Source organism: Sinorhizobium meliloti, from assembly GCF_017876815.1.
GTDB lineage: Bacteria > Pseudomonadota > Alphaproteobacteria > Rhizobiales > Rhizobiaceae > Sinorhizobium > Sinorhizobium meliloti.
The window spans coordinates 942,910-959,100 of sequence record NZ_JAGIOS010000002.1; the positions used below are offsets into that span (position 1 = coordinate 942,910).

The following is a 16,191-nucleotide window of genomic DNA, read 5'->3' on the forward strand; positions in this document are numbered from 1 at the left end:
TGGGGAACCGCTCTCACAGCAGCCGGTGCCGCACCAGAATTTCCCGGATTTTTGCGTCCTGCTCCTCGCTCGGAAGCAGTGCCGGCTGGCGGGAGGCGCCGACGGAGGGATCCTGCAGGTAGAGCGAGCGCTTGACGAGGGCCGGCGGGAAGCCGAGGGCGTAAAGCTCGGTGCGGAAGGCGGTGTAGATTGCCTGCTGGCGTTCCGCCTCCGCAATGTTCCCGCTGTTGAACGCGCTGAGAATGCCGGCGAGCACCTCCGGCATGGCGTTGCCGAGGCCGGAAATGCAGCCGGCCGCACCGTTCTGCAGCGACCAGAGAACCAGATGGTCGGGGCCGGAATAGACTTCGAAGCCCGGCACGTCGCGCGCTACCTGCAGATAGGCGTCGAGAGTATCCTGCGCACCGCCGGAATCCTTGATCCCGGCGATATTGCCGTGCGCGGAAAGCTTCAACGCCGTCTCCGGCTCGATATGGTTCTGGGTGCGGGAGGGAATGTCATAGAGATAGACGGGGGTCTCCACGGCATCGGCGACCGTCGAGAAGTGCCGGATCAGGCCGTCCTGCGTACAGGCGATGAAGAAGGGGGTGATGACGGCAATGCCGCTGACGCCGATGCGGTCGAAGGCGCGCGCGAGCTGCAGCGTCTCGAAGGTCGCGGGCATGCCGGCATTGACGATGACATCGACGCGGCCGCCGACCTCGTCGACCACTTCCTCGGTGAGGCGGATCTTCTCCTCGTGCGTGAGCGCGGTGAAGTCGCCATTGGTGCCGGCGCACATGATATTGTTGCCGGCGGCGACCTGCCGGCGTACCTGGGCGCGGGTCGCCTCGTAATTGATGGTCTCGTCCTCGTTGAAGCAGGTGACGAGGGCGACGAAGGCTTTCTTGGACATCAGTGACTCCGCTTTGGGATAAGAATGTCGGCTGCCTCGGCCGGTACCGATGCGAGGTGGCCGGCCTTTGCATCCGGATCGGGACTGAGGCTGGCGGCGAGAAGGGCGCGGGTATAGGCCTGCCGCGGCGTATCGAAGACCTCGCGGACGGTGCCGAGCTCGACGACCTCTCCCTGCTGCATGACCATGACGTAATCGGCGAAATCGCGAACGACCGGCAGGTCATGGGCGATGAAGATGAAGGCGATCCCCATCTCGCGGCGCAGCCTGTCGAGAAGCTCGATCACCTGCGCCTGGACGGAGACGTCGAGCGCGGAAACGGCCTCGTCGCAGATGATCAGGTGCGGCTCGAGCGCAAGCGCCCGGGCAATGGCGATGCGCTGCCGCTGGCCGCCGGAAAACTGGTGCGGATAGCGGCTCATGTGCTCGGCCGAAAGACCGACCTGCACCAGGAGCTCCGCGACGCGTTCACGCCACTTTGCCTTGGGCAGGATGTCCGGATGGATGACCCATGCCTCGGAGATCAGCTGGTAGACCGTCATGCGCGGGTTGAGCGACTGGGTCGGGTCCTGGAACACCATCTGGAGGTCGCGCCTGAGCTTGTAGAGCTCTGCCGGCGAAAGCGTGAACAGGTCGCGGCCCTTCCAGAGCGCCGTGCCGCCATCCGGCTCGTCGAGACGCAAAAGGGCACGGGCAAGCGTCGATTTGCCGGAGCCGCTCTCTCCGACGACAGCCATGGTCTCGCCGGGCATCAGATCGAAGGAGATGCCCTTCAGCGCTTCGAAGGAGCCGTAGGTCTTGCGCACGTCGCGCACGCTGAGCAGGGGTTCGGCGCGCGCGCCCGGTTCGTGCATCGCGCCCTTGCCCGGGGCGGCGGCGATGAGCTTCTGCGTATAGGGATGCTGCGGGTTCTTGTAGATCTCGCGCACGGTTCCCGCTTCGACGATGGCGCCCTTTTCCATCACGACGACCCGGTCGGCGATCTCGGAGACGACGCCGAGATCGTGGGTGATGATCAGCACCGCCATGCCCGTTTCGCGCTGCAGCTCCTTCAGAAGCTTCAGCACTTCGGCCTGCACGGTCACGTCGAGCGCGGTGGTCGGTTCGTCGGCGATCAGGAGGTCCGGCCGGAGCGCCAGCGCCATGGCGATCATGACGCGCTGGCGCTGACCGCCGGAGAATTCGTGCGGATATTTGCGCATTGCCCGCTCGGGCTCGGGGATTCCGACGCGGCGAAGGAGCCGCAGCGCCTCTTCGCGCGCCTTGCTGCCGGCGAGCCCGTGAGTTGTCATGGCTTCGGAGATCTGCCAGCCGACGCTGTAGACCGGATTGAGATGGCTGAGCGGATCCTGAAAGATCATGGCGACCCGGCGGCCGTTGACCTCGCGCCGTTCCTCGGCAGGCATCGTCAGCAGGTCCCTGCCGTCGAGCAGGATTTCGCCGGCGCTGATGCGGCCCGGCGGCATGTCGATGAGGTTCATGATCGCCGAGGAGGAGACGGACTTGCCGGAACCGCTTTCGCCGAGGATCGCCAGCGTCTCGCCCTTGTCGAGGTGATAGGAGATCGACTTCACGGCATGGACCACGCCGGCCGCGGTGTGGAACTCGACGGAGAGGTTACGGACCTCGAGCAGATGTTCAGCCATTTTTGCCGCCCTTCATTTCGAGACGCCAGCGCTGTACCGGATCGAGCGCGATCCGCATCCAGTTGGACAGCAGGTTGAGCGACATGGTGGTGAGAATGATGGCAAGGCCGGGCCAGAAGGAGAGCCACCAGGCATTGGTGAGATATTGCCGGCCCTGCGAGATCATCAGGCCCCAGGTGATTTCCGGCGGCTGGATGCCGATGCCGAGGAAGGACAGCGCGCTCTCCGCCAGCATGACATAGGCGAAATCAAGCGTGGCGAGCGTCGTCAGCGTCGGCAGCACGACCGGCAGGATGTGGCGGAACAGGATTCGCTTGCTGGAGGCGCCCATGACCCGGGCAGCCTGCACGAACATGCGCTCGCGGATCTCGAGCACTTCGGCGCGCGTGGTGCGCAGATAGACCGGAATGCGGGTGATGGCGAGCACCAGCATGAGGTTGAGGATCGAGGAGCCGAGCACATAGAGTACGATCACCGCGATCAGCAGAGACGGGAAGGACATGATCACGTCGGCGAGACGCATGATGATCTGGCTCATGCGTGGCGAGGAAAAGCCGGCGATGAGGCCGAGAACCGTGCCAATCACCGAGGAGAGGATCACGGCGCCGGCGGCGACCATCAGGGTGTTCTGAGCGGCCACGATGATGCGGGCGAAAAGCGGACGGCCGAGCGCGTCGGCCCCCATCCACCAGACCCAGGTGCGGGTCCAGTCGAATGGCGGCAGGTTGCGGCCGCGCAGGTTCTGCTTCGTCGCGAGGTCGCCCAGCCAGGCCGGACCGATGATGGCTATGGTGAGAATGACGAGAAGGAAGATCGCCGCGCAGAGCGCGAACTTGTCCGCCAGCAGCATGCGCATCATGCGGACCGGGAAGGACGGCTCTGCGGCGATGACATTGTCGGTGGTTGCCAGGCTCATGGTCGTTGCCTCCTCAGTGCCGGATGCGCGGATCGAGCAGCGCATAGGCGAGGTCGATGAGCACGTTCATGAGGAAGATCGCAATGGCCGTGACGAGAATCGCCGCCAGCACCACGTTGAAATCGCGTTGCAGGATGGAATCGATCATGAGCTTGCCGACGCCGGGAAAGCCGAAGATCGTCTCGACCACGACCGCACCGTTCAGCAGGCTCGCCGCCTGGTCGCCGACCACGGTGATGACGGGCAGCATCGCATTGCGCAGCGCGTGGATGAAGATGATCGGCCCGGACTTCACGCCCTTGGCCCGCGCGGTCTTCACATAGGCCGAGGAAAGCGCGCTGACCATGGAACCGCGAACCACCTGGACGATGATGCCGAAGGGGCGGACGAAGAGAACCGCGATCGGCAGGATCCAGTGCACGACCGATCCGGTGCCGGATGTCGGCAGGATCGCGAAGTTGATCGAGAAGATGACGATGGCGACGATCGCCAGCCAGAAATCCGGGACGGACGCACCGATGAGCGAAACCATCGAGGACAGCCGGTCGAAGAAGCCGCCGGAGCGGAAGGCGCCCAGCGAGCCGACAACGATCGCCGCTCCCGTGACGAGCGTCATCGTGATGACGGCAAGCCAGAGTGTCCAGGTGAAGGCTTCGAGGACGACATCGAGTGCAGGGCGGGCCTTGCGCAGGGATTCGCCGAGGTCGCCGGTGACGACATCGCCCACATAGCGGGCGAACTGCACGAGGATCGGATCGTTCAGTCCGTGCAGCTCGCGGAACTGCTCCTTCATCTCGGCGGAGGCTTCGACGGGCAGAAACAGGGCCGCCGGGTCGCCGGTCATCCGGGACAGGAAGAATACCATGACGATCAGGCCGATGAGCGAGATCAGGCTTGCGAGCGCACGTTGGCGGATGAATCTGAGCATGGCAGCCCTCGATTTTGCATGAGGCGGCGGGGGTCCCGCCGCCGGAAGGTCTTCATTTCGAATGGCCGCTCGTCCGCGGTTCAGATCATTTGATCTTGATCTCGGAGAGCTGCAGCATGGAATTCGTCGCCATCGTGGGCTTGAAGTCCAATCGCTCGGACACCCGCGAGAAACCGACCATGTGGAACAGCAGCACGTCTGCCACCACCTCGTCATGGACGTAGGCGATGACCTCGGACCAGAGCTTGGCGCGTTCGTCTCCGACGGCAGCCGAGGCACGGGCGATCAGGTCGTCGACCTTCGGATCGGAGAAGCCCGACTGCGTGCCTTCGGAGTCGTATTTGAAGAACATCGAGAAGGAGGGATCACCCTTCGAGTTGTCGTGCATCGCGGCAACCAGCTGGGGACCGCGCCCTTCCTTGAAGGGCTTCGAGTAATAGACTTCGTGCTCGGCGACTTCTACGAATTTGAGCTCGACCTTGAGTCCGACCTCCTGCAACTGTGCCTGGATGGCCTCCATGATCTCGGTCACGTTGGGGAAGTTCGCGGTGCGCGCGATGATGGTGATCGGCGTGTCTACCTTGACGCCATCGGCCTTGGCCTCCTCGATGAGCTTCTTGGCCTGCTCGGGATCGTAGGGGAAGACCTTCACGTCGGGGTTCCAGCCGAGCGTCGGCGGCGGAACGATCGCGGTGGCGAGGACGGCACTGTCGGGCACCAGCGTACCGAGGAAGGCTTCGCGGTCGATCGCAAGGTTCAGAGCGCGACGGATGCGGACGTCGTTCAACGGCTCGATATTGTGATCGATGCGCAGATAGACGGTCTCGCTGTCGAGATAGGAGAAGTCGGTGGCCGGATTCGTCGCTTCGGTCTGCGAGATGGACGGCGACAGATCGGCTTCGCCCGTCTGGACCATGGCGGCGCGGACCGCAGGATCGGCGCGGAACAGATAGGTCGCCTCGGTGACCTCGGGCTTTTCGCCCCAGTAGTCGTCCCGGGCGGAAAGCACGATCTGCTGTCCGGGCGTCCAGTCGGTCAGCTTGTAGGGCCCGGTGCCGACGGGCTCGCGCACGAACTCCATCGACGTCTCTTCCGGCACGATGGTCAGCAACGACAGGAGCAGCGGCAGGATCGGCTGAACCGGATCGACCGTGAAATCTACGGTCGTGTCGTCGACGACGTCGATCTTAATGTTCATGCCGCCGAAATAGCGGCGCGACTCGCAGGCATTCTTGTCGCTCATCACGCGGTCGAAGCTGTACTTGACGTCCTTGGCGTTGAAGTCCGTGCCGTCGGAGAACTTCACGCCCTTGCGCAGATTGAAGCGCCAGCTGCCATCCTCCTTCTGCTTCCAGCTTTCCGCCAGACGAGGCATCAGGCCCTTGCCCTCGCGAACGTCGAGCTCGGTCAGAGTCTCGCTGACGTTTTGCATGATGATGCGGCCGATATTCGAGCGCGTGGCCATGCAGGGTTCGAGCAGGTCCGCCTCCTCCGGCAGAACGATCTTGACCGGCCCGGATGCCGCGAAGGCCGGGGCGAGCGCGGAGCCCAGCATCAGGGCTCCCATAATCAGTGTTCTTTTCATTTGCATTCTCCTCCCTCTAGGATCTCGTGTGTGGCGCGGCGACCTTCGTGCGCCTCGCTCCATGCAGGTATTAGCGGCAATCAGCCTCCTCGCCGCTAAGCGCTCTTCTGCCGCCGAATTGTCCAGACCATCCGATTTCTCAGCAAGTTTGTCAAATTGTTTTCGCCGATATTCTGGGATGAAAAATTTTGATCTCGAAACTAAGTAACAAAAACAATATGTTGGTAGCACATACGCCCGGACTTGAACGCGCTGCAGACAAATAGAAAACTTGACAACTTTCGAAATTCCGCGATTGTCCAATGCATGAGGAGGCTTTCATGACGCCTGACGAAATCGCAAACGCAATGACCGGCAAGCTCCGGGAGGCCGGGGGAGGGCGATTGGAATCGCTCCTGCCCTCGCCCATGGTGCAGAACCACGCAGCCTTTCTGCACAGGCTCGAGGACGGAAGTCTCGTCTGTGCCTGGTTCGGTGGGACGCTCGAGGGAAAATCCGACATTTCGATCTTCGCGTCGGTGCTCGCGCCAGGCGCCGCGCAATGGGGCGAGCCGCAGCGGCTGAGCTTCGATGCCGAGCACTCAGAGCAGAACCCGGTGCTGTTCACGGCGCCCGACGGGCGGCTCTGGCTTTTCCACACGTCGCAGCCTTCGGGCAACCAGGACGAATGCCGCATCCGTATGGCCGCAATCGAGAGGGATGCCGCTGATCCGACGAGGCTTGCCGCTTCCGAGGGGCGCTATCTCGACCTGCCGCGCGGCTGCTTTATCCGCGCGCCGCTGGTCATCAGAGATGACGGGGCCTGGCTTCTGCCGATCTTTCGCTGCATCCAGCGCCCCGGCCAGAAGTGGAACGGCAGCCACGACAATGCGGCCGTCGGCGTCTCGATCGATGGCGGCCGAAGCTGGCAGCTCGCCGATCTCGACGGCTCGATCGGTTGCGTGCACATGAGCCCGGTGCGCGTCGGCGACACCGGCTACGCCGCTTTCTTCCGCCGCCGCCAAGCGGACCAGGTCTATCGCGTCGAGAGCGTCGACGGCGGGCGGACGTGGAGCCTGCCGGCGCCGACCGACGTGCCGAACAACAATTCCTCCATCGCGGTCGTCAGGCTCAGGGAAGGCCGGCTGGCGATGATCTGCAATCCGGTGAATGCGGCCCTTTGGGCCGACCGGCGCGCATCGCTTTACGACGAGCTCGGAGACGACGACGGCCGGCCCGATGCCGATCCTTCAGGCGGCTGCGTGCCGATCTGGGGCGTGCCGCGGGCGCCGGTGAGCGTCTGCCTGTCGGCCGACGACGGCCGGACCTTCCCCGATCGTATCGCGATCGAGGGCGGACCGGGGACCTGCCTTTCCAACAATTCGACCGATGGACACAACAAGGAGATGTCTTATCCGTGGCTCCTGGAAGGGGACGACGGCAGCCTGCACGTCGCCTACACCTACCATCGGCGGGCAATCAAATATGTCCGTCTGCCGCCCGGGTGGGCCGACGAGGGGAGAAACTGATGAGCAAGATTATCGGCATCACCATGGGCGATCCCTGTGGCGTCGGACCGGAGATCACGGTCCGATCGCTTGCTGAGATGTCGGCTGCTGACCGGGAGGCGACCCGTATCTACGGCAACCTCGCGACGCTCGAGGCTGCAAGGGAGGCGCTTGGTCTCTCGGTCGATCTTCAGCCCTATGTCGTCGACCTTACGGTCGAGGGCGCGCCGCTCCCCTGGGGTAGCCTTTCGGCAGTGGCAGGCGACGCAGCCTTCCGGTTCATCGAGCGCGCGGTACGCGATGCCGAGGCCGGCAACATCGGCTGCATCGTCACGGCGCCGATCAACAAGGAAGCACTCAATATGGCAGGCCACCATTACGACGGCCATACCGGCATGCTGCGCAGCCTGACCGGATCGAGCGCCGCCTATATGCTGCTTGCCTCCGAGCGCCTCAAGGTCATTCACGTCTCGACCCATGTGTCGCTCAAGGAGGCGATCGGCCGCGCCACCACCGAGCGGGTCCTTGCCACGATCCGCGCCGGCAACGCGCACCTGAAGCGCATCGGCTACGAGCACCCGCGCATCGCGGTCGCCGGCATCAACCCGCATTGCGGCGAGAACGGCCTGTTCGGCACGGAAGACGATGATCAGATCGGGCCTGCGGTGGCGGCCGCGCGTGAAGAAGGCATCGACGTGCAGGGGCCGATCTCTGCCGATACCGTGTTCCATCGCGCCTATTCGGGAGGCTTCGATCTGGTCGTCGCGCAATATCACGACCAGGGTCATATCCCGATCAAGCTGGTCGCCTTCGATACGGCGGTCAACGTATCCGTAGATCTTCCGATCGACCGCACCTCCGTCGATCACGGGACTGCCTTCGATATTGCCGGAAAGGGTATCGCCAATCACGGCAACCTGAATTCCGCGATCGCCTATGCGCGCAAGCTCGTGGCCGGTCAGGCAAGCAGAAAGGCAGCGTCATGATTACGATCCATCAGCCGCGCCGGCTCGTCGTCGGCGCCGGAAGCCGCGGCGAAGTCGGCGCGTGGGCCGGTCAGGCCGGCTCCACCCTGGTCATTGCGACGCCGGTCACGTCCGGCTTTGCCGACAGCCTGAAGCTCTCGGGCAAGGTCACCTTATTCGACGCCATCCCCGGCGAACCGGATATCACGACGCTCGAGGCGGCGCTTGAAGCCGCGCGGAACGCTCGCCCGGATCTGATCGTCGGTCTTGGCGGCGGCTCGGTGATGGATGTAGCCAAGCTGGTCGCGGTACTCTGGGACTCCGGGCAATCGCTCGCCGATGTCGCCGGACCCAATCGCGTGGCCGGCCGCAACACGCGCCTTGCGCAGGTCGCGACGACCGCCGGCACGGGTTCTGAGGCCGGGATCCGTTCGCTGATCACCGACCCGAGCAAGGGCAGCAAGATCGCGGTCGAAAGCCCGCACATGATCGCCGACCTCGCCGTGCTCGATCCGGAACTCACCTACAGCGTGCCGCCTGCGGTCACCGCGGCGACCGGCGTGGATGCCATGGCCCATTGCGTCGAGGCCTTCACCAACCGCAAAGCCCATACGATGATCGACGGCTTCGCCCGCATGGGGTTCAACCTCGTCGGCAAATATCTCGCCCGTGCCGTGCGCGACGGCGAAGATACCGAGGCGCGCGAGGGCATGATGCTGGCTTCCTATTACGGCGGCATATGCCTCGGCCCCGTCAACACGGCGGCCGGGCACGCCATCTCCTATCCGCTCGGCACGCTCTTGCATCTGCCGCACGGTCTCGCCAATGCGATCATCTTTCCGCATGTGCTCGCCTTCAACCAGCCGTCCGCTGCGGCAAAGACGGCGGAAGTCGCGGATGCCCTCGGGCTCGGGCAGGGTCTCTCGCAACGTGATCTGCTGTCGGCCGCGAAAGATTTCTGTGCCGGCCTCGGCATAGAGATGTCTCTGGCCGCCAATGGCGCGACGGCGGCCGACCTGCCGCGCTTTGCCGCGGATGCGCATGCGATCCGGCGGCTGATGGACAACAATCCGGTCGACATGAGCGAGGCCGATGTGCTGGAGATCTACCGGGCAGCGTTCTAAGGCCTGTTGAGATACGGGATACCCGCCGCGGCTTGTTGATCTCCTCATCCCTGTGTTCGTCACAGGGATCCAGCCAGACCAAGTCGGGGCGGGGTCCTGCCTCTACTGCGAGGCCAGGAACAGGCGGTCGCGCGATCCGGTAAGGTGCTTCAGCATCAGCATCCGGGCCTCTTCGGCACTGCCGGCGGCGATGGCATCGGCAATCGCCTCGTGCTCGGCGAAAACCCTGGAGAGGCCGCTTGCCTCGCGCTTCACCGAGATGCCATGGAACTTCATGCCCACGGCGATGTGCTCCTTCAACGCCTCCATGGCAGTCGAGAAGTAGCTGTTCTGGGCCGCACGGGCGATCGCAAGATGGAACTGGAAGTCGGCATCCTCCCGGTGGGACTGCCGGTTGGTGGCGTCGCGCAGCAGTTCGAGTGCCCGGCGGATCGATGCGAGGCTCGTCTCGTCGTGCCGGAGGGCTGCCGCGGCTGCGGCTGCGGGTTCCAGCGTCAGGCGGAATTCATAGCAGTTCAGGAGATCGGCGACGTTTTCCAGTTGACCGAAGCCGAGCGGCTCGCGAAGGCCCACGGCTCTCACGAAACTGCCCGCGCCACGCCGGGAATAGATGAGCCCCTGGTCCCGGAGGCGCTTCAGCGCCTCCCGGACGATCGGCCGGGATACCTCGAACTCCGTCGCCAGCTCATGCTCCGTCGGCAGACGCTCGTCCGGCTTGTAGGCGCCGGACTTGATCGCGCGGTGCATCCTTTCGAACACGATGTCGGGCAGGCCCTTGCGGGGGGTCCCTTCCTGCAGTCCCATCGTCTATCTCGCCTCCCCCATTATCTGCCTTGCGATGTCGCTCAACGTGTCCGGCCCGCCGAAGCCGCCGGACTTGGTGATGATATAGCGGCCATCGGCAAAGGCCAGCGCGATCCCGGGCACGCATTCGCCGAAAAGGCGGAATCGGGAAACGCCCATCCTCTCCAGCACTGCCTCGGCTGTCGCACCACCTGTAAGAAGCAGGGTCGCGGCCCCGCCGGTGAACGCCGGAACGACGCTGTCGGCCAGGTTGGCGGAGACTTCGGCCGGGCCGAGCGGCGTTTCGCCCTCGATCGCCTGAATGATGGTCACCGTCCCGGTTGCGGGGGCGCTGGGCTGCTGCACCCTGCCTCCGGCCGCCGGGACATATTCGGTGGAATGGTTTTCCCGCAGCACGTCGACCTGCTCGACCGTGATCGGGTCGCGCGATCCGACGACGATCAGTATAGGTTGCCGGGGCAGCGGTATCGGCGGCAGCGTTTCCCTATCGGTCATCCGATGGGCAAGTGCATCGGCAAGCCCTCTAGCGCCGATCATGAGGTCGCAGCCGGCCGTCTCGGCGCTTGCCAAGGCGGCGAGCATGTCTTTGCGAGACATGGTGTCGGGGATCAATGTCCGTTCCGCATGTCTGCCGAGCCTTTCGGCGACCGGGATCGGCGCGTCCACGCCAAACCCCCGGACATGACCAGCGACCACGATGCGGCCGAAATCGGGGATAGCCGGCGCGACGAGCGCGCGGGCAAAAGGGGTGGCGTCGAGTTCAGCTTCGATATTGCCCTTCAGCCGCGAGTCGACCTTCTTGAAAATCCGCGCATTTTCCGGGACGTGCTTCAGAACGTCGGATGTCGCCTTGCGCGCCTCATCCGCGGAAACCTCGCGGGATTTCACGTTGACGACGAGAATGTCCGGTCCGTCCGCCAGTGCAGCATCCATGGAGTCCAGCGCGAGAGCGACTTCCGTGCGAAGGCCGTGGCCCGCAAACGGGGCGGCTGAATCAAGAGCACCCGTCAGATCATCGGCGAGAATCACAAGCATGGGGAGACGCTGCAAATCCGATTGTTGTTATCTTACGTGCTGAATTTTCTACATGTATTGCAAGGATTTGCAAATTTAAATTTACAAATGTGCAGGGAAAAGGCTTCGTGCACATCCGGACGGAATGCCGTCACGCGGCTGGCGCATTCACGCGTTGACGGCTATATTAGCCCGTGCGTAAACTTCATCCGAAACGGGAGAAGTCATGGAGCCGGTGACGCTCGTACTGACCGTATGCCTTGCGACGGCACCAGAAAAGTGCCGGGAGGAACCGCTGCAGTTTCAGGACCTGAGGTCGTTGAATCAATGCATGTTCCAGTCTGCGGTGTACATCGCCGAATGGTCCGAGCAGCATCCGGCGCTTCGCGTCAAGAAGTGGCGATGCAGGGTTGCGGATGCGAGCCGCCCCGTCTGAGTTCCTGGGCACGCCCGGAACGAGGCGCTTGAATCTCGTAGGCGTATCGCCGACAGTGTAGTGTCGCAAAATCTCGGAATTGCCCGGGGTGGAAAACTGTGCGACAACGATTCGCGTCGTGCTGGGGAGAGTACGACGGCCTGGGAGAGAGATATTCTCGGTGAACTCGGAGTGGCTTTGAGTCGCTCTGTTGGCTTGGAAGTATCTCGGGAGGAGAGCCATGCCGCGGACAGCCTTGCCCGTTCATTCGCTTTCGATAAAGTCGGCCCTGGTGATCGATGATCATCCGCTCTATTGCGATGCTCTGGCCGCGACGATGGAAAGCACCTTCAATACGCGCCGGATCAGAACGGCGACGTCGTTGAGCGAAGCGTTGCAGCAGCTCAGGATGCGCTTCTCGCCCGATCTGATCATGCTGGATCTGAACCTGCCCGATGCGTCCGGGTTAAGCGGTTTTCTGAAAATCAAGGAAAAGATGCCCGATATTCCGGTCATCGTGATCTCCGCCTTCACGTCGAAGGACGTGGTTCAGTCGGTCATCGCCGCCGGTGCCGCGGGGTTCATCCCCAAGGATATCGACCGTCATAATTTCCAGGAAGCGATGCAGGATATCTGGAACGGCAAGACCTATGTGCCGCCGGGCTACGCGGTACCGGCGCGCGCGACGGCCACGGACCAGTCGGTGGAGACGATCTCGCGCAAGATCGCCCATCTGTCGCAGCAGCAGACCCGCATTCTGAGCCTGATCTGCGAAGGCATGCCGAACAAGCTGATCGCCTACGAGATGCAGCTGGCCGAGGCGACCGTCAAGGCGCATATCACAGCGCTTCTGCGCCGGCTGGGCGTCCACAATCGCACCCAGGCGGCGATGCTGGTACGCGAAGTATCGATCCGCCACAGCCTGCAGTGAGGTGTGCCCGGCCTGCCGGGATGGGAGTTGGAGGGTGACGGTGCATGACGGCTGTCGACGATCTTGACCGCAAACCCGCCGAGGCGGTGCGGCTCGCGACATCACGCGCCGACGATGCGTTCACTGCCCTCGCTGAAATCAGACGGCAGCTCGCCACGGCGAGGCCGAGCTTCATCTTTCTGTTCGTGCCGAACCGGCTGCAGCCGGACGACCTTGCCGCGGCGCTCAGAAAGTCGCTGCCGAATACGGTCGTCTTCGGCTGCACGACAGCCGGCCAGATCACGCCGCGCGGCTATGAAAACGATACTCTGCTGGCGGTCGCCTTCCAGCGGCATCATTTTCGGGTGGCCTCGATTCTGTTCCAACCGATTTCCCCGGTCTCGATCGCCGACGTCGTTTCGCAGACGGAGCGGCTCGCCACGCAGTTCCGCGTGACGCCGGGCCGGAAGCGGCTGGCGCTGATCTTTGCCGACGGACTGTCCAAGCAGGAGGATATTCTGGTTGCGGCCCTGGAGGCGGGGCTGAAGGACATTCCCGTTTTTGGCGGTTCGGCCGGCGACGGGCTGCGGTTCCAGCGCACCCAGGTGCTTCGAAACGGTGAATTCCACAGCAATGCCGCGCTCCTCCTGCTGCTCGAAACCGATCTGGAGTTCAGCGGTCTCGGCTTCGACCATTTTCAGCCCACCGACAAGCGCATGGTGGTTACCCGCGCTGTCCCGGAGGAACGGCTGGTCCTGGAGATCAACGGCTCGCCGGCGGCGGAGGAATATGCCCGGCTGGTCAAGGTGCCGGTCGGCGAATTGTCGCCGATGGTCTTCGCCGAGAATCCGGTGCTGGTACGCAACGGCAATCTCTATCACGTGCGGGCGATCCAGCAGATTCAAGGCGAGCACGGGCTCACCTTCCTGTCGGCGATCGACGATGGCCTGCTGTTGCGCCTCGGCCGCGGCAAGGAGATCATTCGCACGCTCGAGACGGGGCTGGCGGTCAGCGGCCATGACGGTGAGGCCCCGGATTTCATCCTCGGTTTCGATTGCTATCTACGCAAGCTCGAGATCGAGCGCAAGGGTCTGGACAGCGAGGTTTCCGAGCAGTTGCGGCAGCGCCGCGTCGTCGGCTTCAACACCTATGGAGAACAGCATCTCGGCGTGCACGTGAACCAGACCTTTGTCGGCGTCGCCTTTTTCCGGCCGAAGGCGGGCGCGCCGCTATGATCGATCCGAACGAGCCCTACGAACTTCAGATCGCCAAGCAGGCAAGGATCATCGAGGCGCTGGTCAACCGGGCCGAGCGCGGCCACGAAGTCGGTGGCTCCGCCTATTCGCTCTTCGAATCCGCCATCGCCCTTCAGGCGGAGGTCTGGGAAAAGACCAAGGATCTCGAAAAGGCCCTCGATACGCTCGACCGGGCCTCGAGCGAGCTCGAGGTCGCCTACCAGGCGCAGGAGCGGATACAGAGAAACCTCGCCGATGCCATGGTGGCGATGGAGGACGGTTTCGCACTCTTTTCCGAAGAGCGACTGCAGGCCTGCAATGCCCAGTTCCGCAATTTGCTGCCCGATGTGGAGCCGCTGATCAAGCCCGGCCTCGGTTTCGACGACTATCTCGCGGCGGTCAACGCAAGCAAGTATCTGAACCGGGAGGAGAATGGCTTGGCGGCCCGGCCTCACCCGGTGGCGAGGGAGCAGGGATCCGGCCAGCGCTTTTCGTCCTTCGTGATGGTGCTGCGGAACGATCGCTGGTTTCAGATTTCCTACCGGCAGACCAGTTCCGGCAACATCACGGTCCTGCAGACCGAAATCACCGACATCGTGCGGGAGAACCGGCGCGAGAAGAACCGCCTGATCGACCAGCAGTCCCATCTGCTGCAGGCGGCCTTCGATCACATGTCGCTCGGCATCTGCACGTTTTCGTCAGGCGGCGAGTTGCTGGTTCGCAACGAGCGCTTCGGTGAGCTTCTCGGCGTGCCGCTTTCGCTTCTGAAAAAGGGAAGTCCCTTCCAGCGCATCGTAGAACATGTCGAGCGCCACGAGATTCTCGACCGCGAAGGGCGCCGGTCCCGGGTCGCCGGCTGGTTCAAGGCGGTGCGCCGCGGCGAGGCGGTGCAGGAGCGCTTCCGCCGGCGCGACGGAATGAGCCTCGACATCCGTATCCATTCCCTGCCCGATGACGGTTTCATCGTCTCGATCATGGACGTGACGGCAGAGACGCAGGCCTCGGCGCTTCTGGAGCAGCGGGTGCAGGAGCGCACGGCCGAATTGACCGAGGCCAATCGCCTGCTGCAGATACACGCCGACGAGCAGACCAAGATCGAGGCGGCGCTTCGGCACGCCAAGGAGGCTGCCGAGGCAGCCCACACATCCAAGACCCGCTTTCTGGCGGCGGCCAGTCATGATCTCCTTCAGCCGATCAACGCCGCGAAACTCTATCTGTCGATGCTGACGGACAAGGTGGGGCAGCCGGGCACGGAGGAAGTGGTCAGGCGCCTGAAGCGATCCTTCACCTCGATCGAATCGCTCCTGCAGGCGCTTCTCGACATTTCGCGCCTCGACAGTTCGGGAGCCGAGTTCAACGTCACCTCGTTCAATCTCGGGAACCTGCTGCAGGGCGTGGCCGAGGATCTGGCGCCCTTGGCGACGGAAAGGGGGATCGACCTTCGGATCGTGCCTTCCTCACGATGGGTCAGCAGCGATCAGCGCTACCTGATGCGCTGCGTCCAGAACCTTGTCGTGAACGCCATTCAATATACGGAGCGCGGTCGTGTGCTGGTCGGTTGCCGGCTGACGGGCGATGCCGTGCGGATAGAGGTATGGGATACCGGCGTCGGAATATCCGAGGAAGACCGGACACGAATATTCAAGGAGTTCACCCGGGCAAGTGGCGCGGCGAAAGGCCCGGGCATGGGACTTGGCCTGTCGATCGTCGAGCGGGCATGCCGGCATCTCGATCACCCCATCCGGCTGGCATCGCAGCCGGGCCGGGGCTCCGTCTTCTCGATCGAAGTGCCGCTGGCCGCGCCCGGCCATGCCAGCGTCAGCGAGGACCCGAGGATGGAGGCGATGCTCGACGGCAGCCTCGATCTGATCGTGATGATCGTCGAGAACGATGCCGACGAGCTGCACGCGATGACGCAGGTTCTGGAAAGCTGGGGAGCCAGCGTTCTGGCAGCGGACTCGACTGCGGATGCGGCGGCGCTGATGCAGGAAATCGGCACGGCCCCCGACATCTTGCTGGTCGATTATCAGCTGGATGATGAGGACAACGGCATAGAAACCATCCATACGCTGCGCGCGCTCGCAGGAGCCGAAATACCGGCGATCATCATTTCCGCCAACCGACAGCGGCAATTCCTGCAGCTCTGTAACGAAATGTCCTTCGCCGTGCTCACCAAGCCTGTGCAGCTGGTGCGGCTCAGGGCACTGATCGACTGGAAGACCCGGGCCTGCGTGGCGTGAGACAAACACAGACAAAGGTCTCCGATG

General features: G+C 63.5%; 14 protein-coding genes. 7 read left to right on the forward strand and 7 right to left on the reverse strand.

The genetic code is table 11. The features are described 5' to 3' along the window. Nucleotides 1–13 precede the first annotated feature (13 nt). From JOH52_RS23305 to JOH52_RS23325, 5 genes are all read right to left on the reverse strand, one after another. On the reverse strand, nucleotides 14–895 hold the full coding sequence (locus JOH52_RS23305; protein WP_014530828.1) for a dihydrodipicolinate synthase family protein: 882 nt from the start codon (nucleotides 893–895) through the stop codon (nucleotides 14–16). After that, a complete protein-coding gene (locus JOH52_RS23310) occupies nucleotides 895–2,541 on the reverse strand; it encodes an ABC transporter ATP-binding protein (RefSeq protein WP_014530827.1) in 1,647 nt (548 codons plus the stop codon). The genes JOH52_RS23305 and JOH52_RS23310 overlap by 1 nt, the downstream gene beginning before the upstream one ends. Further along, entirely contained in the window at nucleotides 2,534–3,457 is a 924-nt protein-coding gene (locus JOH52_RS23315) for an ABC transporter permease (protein WP_014527603.1), read from the reverse strand. Before JOH52_RS23315 ends, JOH52_RS23310 begins: the two co-directional genes overlap by 8 nt. 13 nt (nucleotides 3,458–3,470) lie before the next feature. Then, entirely contained in the window at nucleotides 3,471–4,385 is a 915-nt protein-coding gene (locus tag JOH52_RS23320) for an ABC transporter permease (RefSeq protein ID WP_003532054.1), read from the reverse strand. An 85-nt stretch (nucleotides 4,386–4,470) separates the two neighbouring features. After that, nucleotides 4,471–5,970 (reverse strand): ABC transporter substrate-binding protein, encoded by a 1,500-nt coding sequence (locus JOH52_RS23325; RefSeq protein ID WP_165803137.1) that lies wholly within the window; start codon nucleotides 5,968–5,970, stop codon nucleotides 4,471–4,473. A gap of 320 nt (nucleotides 5,971–6,290) precedes the next feature. On the opposite strand from JOH52_RS23325, the gene JOH52_RS23330 reads away from it, so the two are divergent. From JOH52_RS23330 to JOH52_RS23340, 3 genes are read left to right on the forward strand one after another with little or no spacing between them, the layout of a single operon-like run. Further along, entirely contained in the window at nucleotides 6,291–7,478 is a 1,188-nt protein-coding gene (locus JOH52_RS23330; protein WP_107010486.1) for a sialidase family protein, read from the forward strand. Further along, on the forward strand, nucleotides 7,478–8,443 hold the full coding sequence (gene pdxA / locus JOH52_RS23335; RefSeq protein WP_003532057.1) for a 4-hydroxythreonine-4-phosphate dehydrogenase PdxA: 966 nt from the start codon (nucleotides 7,478–7,480) through the stop codon (nucleotides 8,441–8,443). The genes JOH52_RS23330 and pdxA overlap by 1 nt, the downstream gene beginning before the upstream one ends. Further along, nucleotides 8,440–9,546 carry an iron-containing alcohol dehydrogenase family protein gene (locus tag JOH52_RS23340; RefSeq protein WP_014530824.1) on the forward strand — a complete coding sequence of 369 codons (1,107 nt, stop codon included), beginning with the start codon at nucleotides 8,440–8,442 and terminating at the stop codon, nucleotides 9,544–9,546. The genes pdxA and JOH52_RS23340 overlap by 4 nt, the downstream gene beginning before the upstream one ends. Before the next feature lie 102 nt (nucleotides 9,547–9,648). Here JOH52_RS23340 and JOH52_RS23345 read toward each other — a convergent pair whose 3' ends face one another. Together JOH52_RS23345 and JOH52_RS23350 are read right to left on the reverse strand one after the other, a co-directional pair. Continuing rightward, complete coding sequence (locus tag JOH52_RS23345; protein WP_003532059.1) at nucleotides 9,649–10,350, reverse strand: FadR/GntR family transcriptional regulator; 702 nt, start codon at nucleotides 10,348–10,350, stop codon at nucleotides 9,649–9,651. Between the two features lie 3 nt (nucleotides 10,351–10,353). Further along, on the reverse strand, nucleotides 10,354–11,385 hold the full coding sequence (locus JOH52_RS23350) for a four-carbon acid sugar kinase family protein (protein ID WP_107010480.1): 1,032 nt from the start codon (nucleotides 11,383–11,385) through the stop codon (nucleotides 10,354–10,356). Nucleotides 11,386–11,590: 205 nt separating this feature from the next. On the opposite strand from JOH52_RS23350, the gene JOH52_RS23355 reads away from it, so the two are divergent. From JOH52_RS23355 to JOH52_RS23370, 4 genes are all read left to right on the forward strand, one after another. Next, nucleotides 11,591–11,800: a hypothetical protein gene (locus tag JOH52_RS23355; protein WP_014530822.1), complete on the forward strand. Its 210-nt coding sequence runs from the start codon at nucleotides 11,591–11,593 to the stop codon at nucleotides 11,798–11,800. Nucleotides 11,801–12,020: 220 nt separating this feature from the next. After that, nucleotides 12,021–12,710 carry a response regulator gene (locus JOH52_RS23360; protein WP_003532082.1) on the forward strand — a complete coding sequence of 230 codons (690 nt, stop codon included), beginning with the start codon at nucleotides 12,021–12,023 and terminating at the stop codon, nucleotides 12,708–12,710. Between the two features lie 44 nt (nucleotides 12,711–12,754). Next, entirely contained in the window at nucleotides 12,755–13,924 is a 1,170-nt protein-coding gene (locus JOH52_RS23365; protein WP_010975074.1) for an FIST signal transduction protein, read from the forward strand. Further along, nucleotides 13,921–16,164: a PAS domain-containing hybrid sensor histidine kinase/response regulator gene (locus tag JOH52_RS23370; RefSeq protein ID WP_014530821.1), complete on the forward strand. Its 2,244-nt coding sequence runs from the start codon at nucleotides 13,921–13,923 to the stop codon at nucleotides 16,162–16,164. The genes JOH52_RS23365 and JOH52_RS23370 overlap by 4 nt, the downstream gene beginning before the upstream one ends. Nucleotides 16,165–16,191: the final 27 nt, after the last annotated feature.